Raw genomic sequence first — 9,790 nt, 5'->3', positions numbered from 1 at the left:
CCCCATGGGGGTATAAAATCTCAAACACCAATCAGCCGACTCGGTCTAACCGAGGACAACCTCTTGAGGCTCCACACCTAGGTCTCTACCCGAATAAGGGAAGCCACTTCCCGATCCCGCGGATTTTCGCTTGCTGCAAGGCCGGCAGCAACGCCGGTGCGGTCGGCGGCGGGACGGTTCTGGCTCATCTTGCGTTTGCCTTCGAACCGGCTGACGGGAATGCGCACACCGACGATCCCGCGCAGCTGCGCGGCGATGAAATCGGCAGGCGCCTCGCCGACAGCCCAGGGATTGGTACGCGGCGCCTCGTGCAGGTTCGTCAGCCGCGTGACCACCTCGAGCAGACGTTCGCTCTCCTCGAAGAACTCAACCGGGCCATAGGCGTGGACTGCGATGTAATTCCACGTCGGCACCACCTTTCCGGTTTCCTGCTTGGTGGCGTACCAGGAGGGCGTCACATAGGCTTGCGGACCCATGAAAATCGCGAGAGCTGCGCCGATGGGCGCGGCACACCATTGCGGATTGGCCCTCGCCAAGTGCCCGTACAGCACGCCGCGCTCGCCTTCGGTCTCATCCAGGAAGAGCGGCAGCGGTGTCGCGACCGGCCCCTCCGCAGTGGCCGTCACCAGATTGGCGAGGCGGGCGGAGCGGATGGTGGCGCGGATGCTCTCGATATCGTCGTCCCTGAAGGCAGGGGGCACATACATGGCGTTTCTCCGTTGTCGGCCGAGAGATGCCCTCAAACTGGTAGGCTGGAAACTGCCAGTTATCGAAGATTTTGGTGGTCCAGTTGCCGCGACCTGCGCCGATTTGCGGCGCGCATCTCAATCGCTGACCGTACGCCGACAGGCGTGCCTTCCGCGACGACGGGCGTGACTTGGTGTCGGGGGCCGGCGCTTCGGCAACAGCCTTTGCGACGCGTGGCCTTGCCCCATGTCGAACGTCGATGAAGCCTTCCGCAGCGAGTTGCTCGTAAGCGACGGTCACTGTCGAACGCGATACGCCGAGTTCGCCGGCGAGCGCGCGCGAGGACGGTAGCAGACCATCGGTGCCATACACGCGTTTCAGGATCTGGTCCCTGAGCGTTTCGTAGATCTGCCGAGCGCCCATTTTCCGGCCCCGCTTCTGAGAAGACGCCTTGATCTGGACCATTGAAAATTCACAAAACCGGCTATTTGGCGATGCCAGTCTGCGGCCATCCGATCCCAATGCCAAGCGGTTCCGATGCACGACGGAGCTGCGGGAGCTCTCATCGCTTCCGGGGGCCCCAAAAAAGATTGCGGCCAGCCATTGGGGGATGGCTGGCCGCGCGCGAACCGGTCTGGGACGGGGAGGGGTGGGGATGTGACCGGGTCGCGTAACTCGTTCCTTGCTAACTACTGATCCTTGGCGCTGGCGGTGGAGACCGCCGGCTTGGTATCGCCGAGCGAGACCCAGACGTTGGGATCGCTCTGCGACTGGCGCTTGACGAAGCGGTAGCCGGTCTCGGTCCAGGCGACGACATTCTCGTTCTGATTGTCGAGAATGAACTCGCCCTTGTCGGTCTTGACCGTCAGCACCGCGTGTCCTTCACCCTTCTTGTCACGCACGACGGTGATCAGCAGGGCCTCGCGGGGCCATCCGGCATCGATCAGCATCTTGCGCTTCAACAGCACATAGTCCTCGCAGTCGCCGTAGCCGTCGGTCGGCAACGACCACTTCTCGATCACGCCCCAGTGCTCCATGTCGGTCAAAGGCTTGACGGTCTCGTTGACCCAGCGATTGACCTTGAGCAGATCGCGCCATGCCGTCTGCGACATCACGATGTCGCGCGGCTGCGACGGACCGCCCTGGCATTGGGCAGCATTGTCGGCACAGAACTCGACCCAGCCGATCGGCGCACGCGTGTTGTCGCCGAGGCTCGCGTAGAGCAGGCGGCCTTCGCCGGCCTGCACCGTCGCGCTGATCCCGAAGAGCATGGCGGCAATCGCCAGCCCTTTCCCCTGTCCCCTGAAGTCGAACATCGTGGCCCCCGTTTCTTGTTGGGACCACAATTCGCACGAAGCTTTTGCGTTGCCGCTAAATGAGCCAAGTCAAGTCGAGACGAATACAAGTAAAACGAGCGCTGAATTCGATTTATACTTGAGTAGAGTTCGACTAAAATTTGAGAATACTGCAATTGAATAAGATTGTAGGCATTAACGCGCGAGCCTCGGGGAACTCAGCGTTTTCGCGCCGCGCGGCGGCCCGCGTTAACCGGCAGGCGCTTGCGCGCGAGATACGAAAAAGGCGGCGTCCGCGTTGCGGAGGCCGCCTTTTCGGCTCAATTGCTGGATTTTTCAGGCGGTTGCGCTTTACCGCGCGGTAACGCTCTCTTCGAGAGTCTCGACCGGCTGCTCGTGGACGAACTCGAGCGCGAAGCCGTCTTCGAGATTTCTGACCACGCGGCCCTGGACGCGGCCGAGCATGACCTGCGATTTCAGCGGCGGCCGGTTCTCTGCGGCAATGGCGGCGCCGGACAGCGACAGGTCGATGATCCGGCAGGTCATCTTGGTGCCGTCCTCGAGCGTGAGCACGGCGATCGGGTTGCGCGGCACGATACGGTCGTGGCGGCGATCCTCCGGCAGATTGAGGATGTCGCGGTTGGCGAGCCAGGTGAGCTGGGCGGCCAGCTTGTCGCGCTTGCGCGGCGTTGCCCCGATCGTCATGGCGAAGCCGTTGTCGATGATCCGGGTGATCTTGCCCTCGACGCGGCCGATATGGTCGAGATAGGCGACCACGCGGTCGCCGACATTGCCGATGCCGGGGGCGAGCAAAGCGAGGCCGCCCGGCGACATGTTGATCACCTGGCAGGGGAATTCACGGCGGTCCGGCAGCATATAGCGGCCGAGCAGATGTACTTTCACCCGCTGGAAACGCCGACGTTCCTCGGCGGCAGGAAGAAATTTTTTGTTCGCCAACGCCATTTTCACTACCCGACCCCCGGGCGGAGTCCCAGCGACCCTAAGGCGCACAGGGTTAACGCGCCGTTAGCGGGACGTGCGAGAGTTACGGATAGGTCAGGCGGGTTGTGGGCGGTTTTCTGCAATGCGCTCAAACAGCCACACCAACAGCGGGCAGACGAGGACCACGAGCGCGCCGAGATCGAGCGCTGCGGCCGCACTTCCGGTCCAGCTCGCAAGGCGCCCCGCGATCACCGGTCCGAGCATCATGGCGGCATAGAACACGGTGAGGAAGATCCCCATGCCGATCGCGCGCGTTTGCGGTGCCAGCACCCGCGCCGGCAGGCTCATGATCGGGCCGGCCGGCTGGCCGGAGACGAGCCCAAGGGAAACGACGATCGTGATCACGGCGCTGGACCGCGTCAGCAGCGCCAGCAGCAAGGCGAGGAGGAAGCTGCCGACGACGACAAGGGTGAGCGGTCGCCGGGTTCGATCGGCGAGCACGCCGCCGAGTGGGACAGAGACCGCCGAGATCCACAGCGCGAGGCTGATCGCGGAGCCCGCCGCTGCCACGGTCCATCCGCGCTCGACCAGCAGCGACGGCCCGAACGACAGGATCATGGCAAAGCCTACGTTGAACAGGCCCCAGATCGCACCAGCGATCATCACCGCTGTCACCGTCTGCCGATCGAGGCGAGCGGACGCCGACGCCACTGTTCCGCTCGCTGGGGGCGGCCGGTAAAGGAACATCAGCACGATGCCGGCGGCGACGACCGCGCAGACGGCGAAGAACACGGCAGGCGCACCGCCCGCCGTGCCGATCGCAGGCAATGTCAACAGCGAGAGCGCGATCCCGGCCGGCCAGGAGTTGATGACGATGCCCATGGCGGTTGCGATTTCCTTGCCGGCGAACCAGTCCGTCGTCATCTTGGTGAGCTGCACACTCAACAGCACGCCGCCGATCCCGGCAACCAGCCGTCCGGCGATCTGAGAGCTCCACGCATCCGTGAGCGCCATCGTCATGCTGCCGCTCATCATCAAGGCGAGCGCAGCGAGTGCCGTGGCCTTGTCGCCGAATCGCGCGCCGATCGCGCCGCCCGGCAGCGCCAGAAACACGCCCGGCGTGAAGTAGAGGCCGATCAGGAGTCCTATGTCCGCAAGGCCCACACCAAACGTCTTTTCCAGGAGGGGCGCGACCGCCGCCACGCTCTGAAACTGGAACGCCATGGTGAGGCGCACGAAAAACAGGATCGCAAGAACGCCCCAGCGATTGCGCAAGGTCTCACCTCCCGGTCTTGCCGAGCGTGCGGTGGCGAGACGTCAGTGTCAACCGACGGCTTCTGCGGCCAGCTATGCCTTCTTCGTCGTGCGGTGATGCAACAGGAGCAGCAGCGCGGCCAGGACAGCGGCCGAGAGGCCGAGCGACCAGTGGATGCCGATCGCGGCGCCGAACAGGCCGACGGTGATGCCGCTGAAGGCCCGCATCCCGAGCCCGGCCATGTTGAAGAGGCCGACGACGCGGCCGCGGATGTCGGCCGGCGCGTTGAGCTGCACCAGCGCCTGCGCCATGGTGTTGAACGACAGTTCGAAGAAGCCCGCGGCAAACAGCAGCACGATCGCCAAGGGATAGATCCGCACCGATGCGAAGGCGAGCAGCGAGACGCTCCACAGCATGGCCAGCGTGATCGCGGTCCGCGGCGTGCCCTTGAGCCGTCCCCACGATTCAAGCGCGATACCGGCGAGCAGCGCGCCAGCGGCGTCGGCCGCCAGAAGCACGCTGTAGGACACGCCGGGATCGCCATGGCCGAGATCGCCGGCAAAGCCCGGCATCTGCGCGTGGTAGGCGTTGCCGATCATGAAGGAGGTGAGCCCGGCCAGCCACGTCATTGCAGTCAGCACCGGCTGCGTACCGATGGAGCGGATCGTCAGCACGATATCGGCAAGGCCGCGGACGGCGAAGCGTCGCGCGGCGACGCTTATGTCCCGCGCCGGCGCCCGGAACAGCCAGAGCAGCATCGGCAGGTAGAACAACGTGTTGAAGATGAGGCCGTGCGAGGTGCCCAGCGTCAGCATGATGACGCCGCCCACGGCAGGGCCGACCAGGATGCCGAGATAGCGCGCCATCGCGTTCAGCCGCACCGCGCTCGGCAGATCGGCAGGTCCGACGAGGTCGTAGAGCAGGAGCTGGTTCGGCGTCTGCCACAGGACGCCCGCGCAGCCATGGATGACCAGCAGAAGCATCGCGTGCCACATCTGGATCGTATCGGTGATGAAGAAGATACCCCAGCCGGTCGAGGCGACGATGAACAGTAGCATCCCGCACTGGATGATGCGCCGCGGATCGACGCGGTCGGCGAGGCTGCCGACCCCGACGGAGAACAGCAGGAACGGCAGCCAGTGCGACAGCACCGCAAAGCCCGCGAGCGCCGGCGAGTGGAATTTCTGGAACACCACCCAATAGCTGATCACGTGCTCGATATTGTCGGCCATCATGGCCAGTACGTAGGCCGCGAACTGCGCGCGATAGGGTCGCGACTGCATCGCTGCGAACGAGCTCGGTGCGGCCGCTGGTTTCGTCGACGTGTGGATGTTCAATCGATGACCTGACTCGGCCGGCTCGGGGTTACGCCCTGACGTCGTTCGTGGTTGGCATCACGCCCGACCTCACATAGGCTCGGCCACAGCCCGCGACATTCAACACAAGACGGGCAGTGAGGAAATAGCCATGGAGTCAATCCGCGTATGCACACACGCTGGGCCGGGCGCTGAACCCGTCATCCGCACAGTGCCGTGGCCGAAGGTCGGGAGGAAGGCGGCGCTGATCAAGGTCGGCGCCTGCGGCGTCTGCGGCACCGACCTCCACATTCTCAGGGGACATTGGCCGAAGCCGCTGCCCTGGCCATTCACGCTCGGACACGAGCTCGGCGGCGTCATCGTCGAATGCGGTGACGGGTTCACCGAAGATTTCATGAGCAAGCCGCTTCACGTCGGATCGAAGGTGATGATCCCGCCGCTGATGCCCTGCGGCCGCTGCTACTACTGCATCCATTATCCGGCAACGGCCAACAAGTGCCTGACGCCGGTCTATTACGGCCGCTATCTCGGTTTCGACAAGGCGCCGCATCTGTGGGGTGGCTGGGCCGAATATGTCTATGTCGATCTCGACATGCTGCCGGGCACCAAGATCTACAAGCTGCCCGACGACATGTCGCTGCGGCTGGGCGCGCTGTCCGAGCCGCTGACGTCCTGCATCCGCGCCTTCAACCGCGCGAGTCGCGCCGGCGGCTTCACCTGGGGCGACACGGTCGTGATCCAGGGTTCGGGTCCGATCGGCATTCTTGCGGTCGCGGCTGCACGGGAGATGGGGGCGGGGCGCGTGATCTGCGTCGGCGCGCCGGAAGAGCCGCGGCTGAAGCTCGCGCGTGAGTTCGGTGCGGAGGCGACGGTCAATATCGAGGCGCTGAAGATGCCGCAGGATCGCATCAAGGCCGTGCGCGATATCGTCGGCGGTTTCGGCGCCGATCTCGTGATGGACTGCTCGGGCCATCCCTCCGCCGGCCCCGAAGGCATCGAGATGCTGCGCGACGGTGGCACCTATGTCGAGATGGGCCAGTTCACCGATGCCGGATCGATCGAGACCTCATGGCACCGCATCTGCACCAAGGATCTCAACGTGCTCGGCTCCTGGGGATTTACCGGCAACGATCTGCCGCTCGGCGTCGACATGCTCTACCGCACGGCCGGCAAATATCCGTGGCTGAAGATGCAGACGATCTATCCGTTCACGGAACAGGGCGTCGCGCAGGCGGTGGCGGATGCGATGGCGATGAAGACGGTGAAGTCGACCATCGTGCCGTGGCCGGAATTGGTAGAGTAGGGCAGGAGCGACCTGTCGCCCAAAAAGTTCCATCAGGAATCCGCGAGATATCCACGCTGAGGTGAAACTTAGGTCCAAGTTCCGGCTTTCACTTTGCGGGAGATGACTGTGAAGCGAATCCTGGAACCCGTTACTTACATCCTGGCCGCCGTCTACTTCCTGGTGGACGCGGTTTTCATGGCCGTGGCGAGGCCCATATCGCGCTGGCTGGGCCGGCATCTGGAATTCAAGCGGTTGCGCGCCTGGATCAGATCGCTGCCGCCTTATCCTTCGCTCGCCCTGTTTTCCGTGCCCGTGATCATCCTGGAGCCAGTCAAGCCCATCGCAGCCTACCTCGCCGCAACGGGCCAGATTGTCAGCGGCGCGGTGGCTTTCATCATCGGCGAACTGCTCAAGCTCGTGCTGGTCGAGCGTCTGTTCCATCTTACGCGTGACAAGCTGATGAGGATTCCGGCTTTCGCCTGGGCTTATGGGAAGTTCGCCGAGGTGAGGGCATGGCTGCAAGCAACCGAGGCGTGGCGGGTCGTCCGCGCCTTGAGCCGCGCGGCGCGGGACTATGTCGCGCAGGCCAAAGCAAGGCTGGTCGGCAGCTTCAGCAAGCTGGCGACCTTTCGGGATTAGCGTCAGATAGAACAATCTGCCGTTCAGGCGAGCTTGCGCGGGGTCGCGGTCGCCTTGTCACCGGTGTTCGGCGTGCCGGTCGGTTCCATCAGCAGAAGATGCACCTCTTCGCGCGCCACGGGCCGATGTTCGACGCCCTTGGGGACGATGTAGAGCTCGCCCGGCTTGAGCGTCACCGTGCGATCGCGCAATTCGATGTCGAGGCTGCCTTTCAGGACGAGAAAGAAATCATCGGTGTCATCGTGCTTGTGCCAGGTGAACTCTCCCTTCACCTTCACCACCATCACGTCGCAGTCATTGAAGGTGGCGACAGTGCGCGGAGACCAGAATTCCTGGAATGTCGCGAGCTTGTCGGCAAGGGATATCTTGTCGGCCATAGGTCACCCGTGTTGCGTTGATTTCTTGCAGCCCAACAGGTTCGTTGACCTAGGTCAACATTCTCAGAACCGGAAGCATCCCAATCTGCCCCACCATAATCTTGCCAGCGGATCGGCATCACATTCGTCGAGCGAGCAACATGAGACTTCCGGCAGGGGTCGTCGCGGGAATGCTCTTACTCACTGGCACGGGGACGAGCCATGCCGTGGTTCGCATTACGAATGATCGAGGCGGGCAGATTGGCTACTATATCGAACGATACGAGAAATTGCGCGCCTCGCGTCAATCGGTCGTCATCGACGGCCTTTGCGCTTCCGCCTGCACGATCGTCCTTGCAACCATTGCTCCGGATAACATCTGCGTAACCTCCAGAGCGAGACTTGCCTTTCATGCTGCATGGGACTTCGGCAGGAACGGGCGCACATTCACAGATCGTGGGGCGACCCGGATGCTTTATTCGATGTATCCCTCGCCAATTCAACAGTGGCTCGATAGTCGCGGAGGTCTAACTCCCCGCACAGTTTTCCTCGAAGGCAAACGGCTACATGGGATGTATCGGGGGTGCGATCTTGGTTCCCGGCCATCCGCCACACGATGAGCGACGCGATTCCCTCTGTATCCTCCCTGTACCAAAGGCCGATGGCACAAAGTACACTTGCCGCACGTGGGGGTTGTGTTTTGAAATGACGACTCAATACCGGCAGGATTGAGTGATGGTGGAGAAGACACAGGATTTGCCCCCCGACATCGCAGAATTGTTTGCGGCTGCGGAAAAGCTGCCGTTGGGCAAAGAACGCGACAGCTTGCTTTGGAAGGCGCTGGAACTGGAAGCCAGATTGAACGTCGAGCGCTGGGTCGGTGCGCCCGGGCTGCGGTCGCCGCGCGGAACGGCAGGCAAGGACTGATTGGCTGCATTGCCATGTCCCTGCAGTTCCACCGTGCCGTCGAGCACATCGAAATATGGAGCGCGAGCAGCGACGGCTTTTCGTTCGTGATCAGCTTCGAAAGTCGCAATGGGACCGGCTTTCACGGAAGGCCCGGCTATGTCGCGTCATGGCGTCCAGTTTACCAGAATCGTGGCGCGATCAGGATTTTCGGCTCGCCGTTCCAGACATTCAATGAGGCCGAGGCTGCCTGCGATGCCATGCTGGACCAACTGACGAGTGAAAATTGAGCGTCTTTTGGGGGCCGCCGACCACGACGCGCGGGATTACTCCGCCTCATCCGGGCACAGGCGGCTATGTCGGCGCGAATTCTCACCAACCGGGTTTCACAACAATGACGCGCCGTTGCCGCATCCTGCACAAGATCAAATGCGGTCATTGCCAGGTCTAGGATCGTAGCGAGGGCTGGCGGATGTACCCAACCTCACAGGTCCGAAACGCCCCCGGAGTTCCAACTCCGGGGGCTTTTTCCTGGTCGGCCGGCTCGCCGAGTTGGAACGCAGAGCAACAGTTGGTTCCTTGTCAGGAACAGAGCCAAATAATGACCAAAGCCATCGGCAGACCCACACCCAAGGCTCCGACAATCATCAGCGCAAAAGCCGAAAGCAGGTTGGCCTCGGGCTGCATCTCACGCCCGCGCATTTCGTCTCCTCCATCGAGCCCCGCCCAAAAGGATGAACGATCCCCACCAGGGACAAGGCTGGACGCGCATGGTTAAGAAAAAGTTAACACGCTCCCACAATGCACAACGGCGCTCCGTGCGGCAGCGTCTAAGCGCCGAATAAGACAGCTTCGCAAACACGTGGAGGCGGTGAGCCCTCTGGCGCCACCGCCGTCAACACGGGCATCTCACCAACAAACGTTCACCGGGACGACGCGCCATCCCCAGCCCGTCCAGACCCGACGCCATCTCGTACAGCTATCCCATCCGGCATAGCCCCAACCCGGAGCACCCCAGCCGGGCCCCCAGGCTGCCGCACTGGCGAGCCCTAAGCCGATGCCCACGCCCACAGCCGGTCCGCGCCAGCCCCAGCCTGTCTCTTATACAC

The 9,790-nt window shown here is 63.0% G+C and carries 10 protein-coding genes and 1 pseudogene; 4 read left to right on the top strand and 7 right to left on the bottom strand.

The window, feature by feature from the left end:
* Positions 1-77: 77 nt before the first annotated feature.
* The 6 genes and pseudogenes from Q2941_RS48840 to Q2941_RS48815 form a co-directional block, all read right to left on the bottom strand.
* Positions 78-707 carry an FMN-binding negative transcriptional regulator gene (locus Q2941_RS48840; RefSeq protein WP_027527898.1) on the bottom strand — a complete coding sequence of 210 codons (630 nt, stop codon included), beginning with the start codon at positions 705-707 and terminating at the stop codon, positions 78-80.
* Positions 708-822: 115 nt separating this feature from the next.
* Positions 823-1,152: pseudogene (locus tag Q2941_RS48835) on the bottom strand (GntR family transcriptional regulator); the annotation flags it as partial.
* A 224-nt stretch (positions 1,153-1,376) separates the two neighbouring features.
* On the bottom strand, positions 1,377-2,003 hold the full coding sequence (locus Q2941_RS48830; protein WP_027527897.1) for a transglutaminase-like cysteine peptidase: 627 nt from the start codon (positions 2,001-2,003) through the stop codon (positions 1,377-1,379).
* A gap of 330 nt (positions 2,004-2,333) precedes the next feature.
* Positions 2,334-2,945: a PilZ domain-containing protein gene (locus Q2941_RS48825; protein WP_027527896.1), complete on the bottom strand. Its 612-nt coding sequence runs from the start codon at positions 2,943-2,945 to the stop codon at positions 2,334-2,336.
* 93 nt (positions 2,946-3,038) lie between these two features.
* Entirely contained in the window at positions 3,039-4,199 is a 1,161-nt protein-coding gene (locus Q2941_RS48820) for an MFS transporter (RefSeq protein WP_458197144.1), read from the bottom strand.
* 72 nt (positions 4,200-4,271) lie between these two features.
* Positions 4,272-5,510 (bottom strand): MFS transporter, encoded by a 1,239-nt coding sequence (locus Q2941_RS48815; RefSeq protein WP_458197145.1) that lies wholly within the window; start codon positions 5,508-5,510, stop codon positions 4,272-4,274.
* 136 nt (positions 5,511-5,646) lie between these two features.
* On the opposite strand from Q2941_RS48815, the gene Q2941_RS48810 reads away from it, so the two are divergent.
* Both Q2941_RS48810 and Q2941_RS48805 read left to right on the top strand, forming a co-directional pair.
* Positions 5,647-6,798 (top strand): zinc-binding dehydrogenase, encoded by a 1,152-nt coding sequence (locus Q2941_RS48810; RefSeq protein ID WP_458197142.1) that lies wholly within the window; start codon positions 5,647-5,649, stop codon positions 6,796-6,798.
* A 108-nt stretch (positions 6,799-6,906) separates the two neighbouring features.
* The gene (locus Q2941_RS48805) at positions 6,907-7,419 is read left to right on the top strand and encodes a hypothetical protein (RefSeq protein WP_027527893.1); all 513 of its coding nucleotides are present in this window, start codon (positions 6,907-6,909) and stop codon (positions 7,417-7,419) included.
* 23 nt (positions 7,420-7,442) lie between these two features.
* Here Q2941_RS48805 and Q2941_RS48800 read toward each other — a convergent pair whose 3' ends face one another.
* Positions 7,443-7,796 (bottom strand): cupin domain-containing protein, encoded by a 354-nt coding sequence (locus tag Q2941_RS48800; RefSeq protein ID WP_458197141.1) that lies wholly within the window; start codon positions 7,794-7,796, stop codon positions 7,443-7,445.
* Between the two features lie 714 nt (positions 7,797-8,510).
* Between Q2941_RS48800 and Q2941_RS48795 the strand changes: the two genes are divergently transcribed.
* Positions 8,511-8,702, top strand: coding sequence for a hypothetical protein (locus tag Q2941_RS48795; protein WP_035665056.1), 192 nt, complete (start codon positions 8,511-8,513; stop codon positions 8,700-8,702).
* 14 nt (positions 8,703-8,716) lie between these two features.
* Entirely contained in the window at positions 8,717-8,971 is a 255-nt protein-coding gene (locus tag Q2941_RS48790) for a hypothetical protein (RefSeq protein ID WP_027527891.1), read from the top strand.
* Positions 8,972-9,790: the final 819 nt, after the last annotated feature.

Source organism: Bradyrhizobium sp. UFLA05-153 (genome assembly GCF_054185185.1).
The sequence above is the reverse complement of the archived record's forward strand: the minus strand, read 5'-3'. Positions and strand labels throughout refer to the sequence as shown.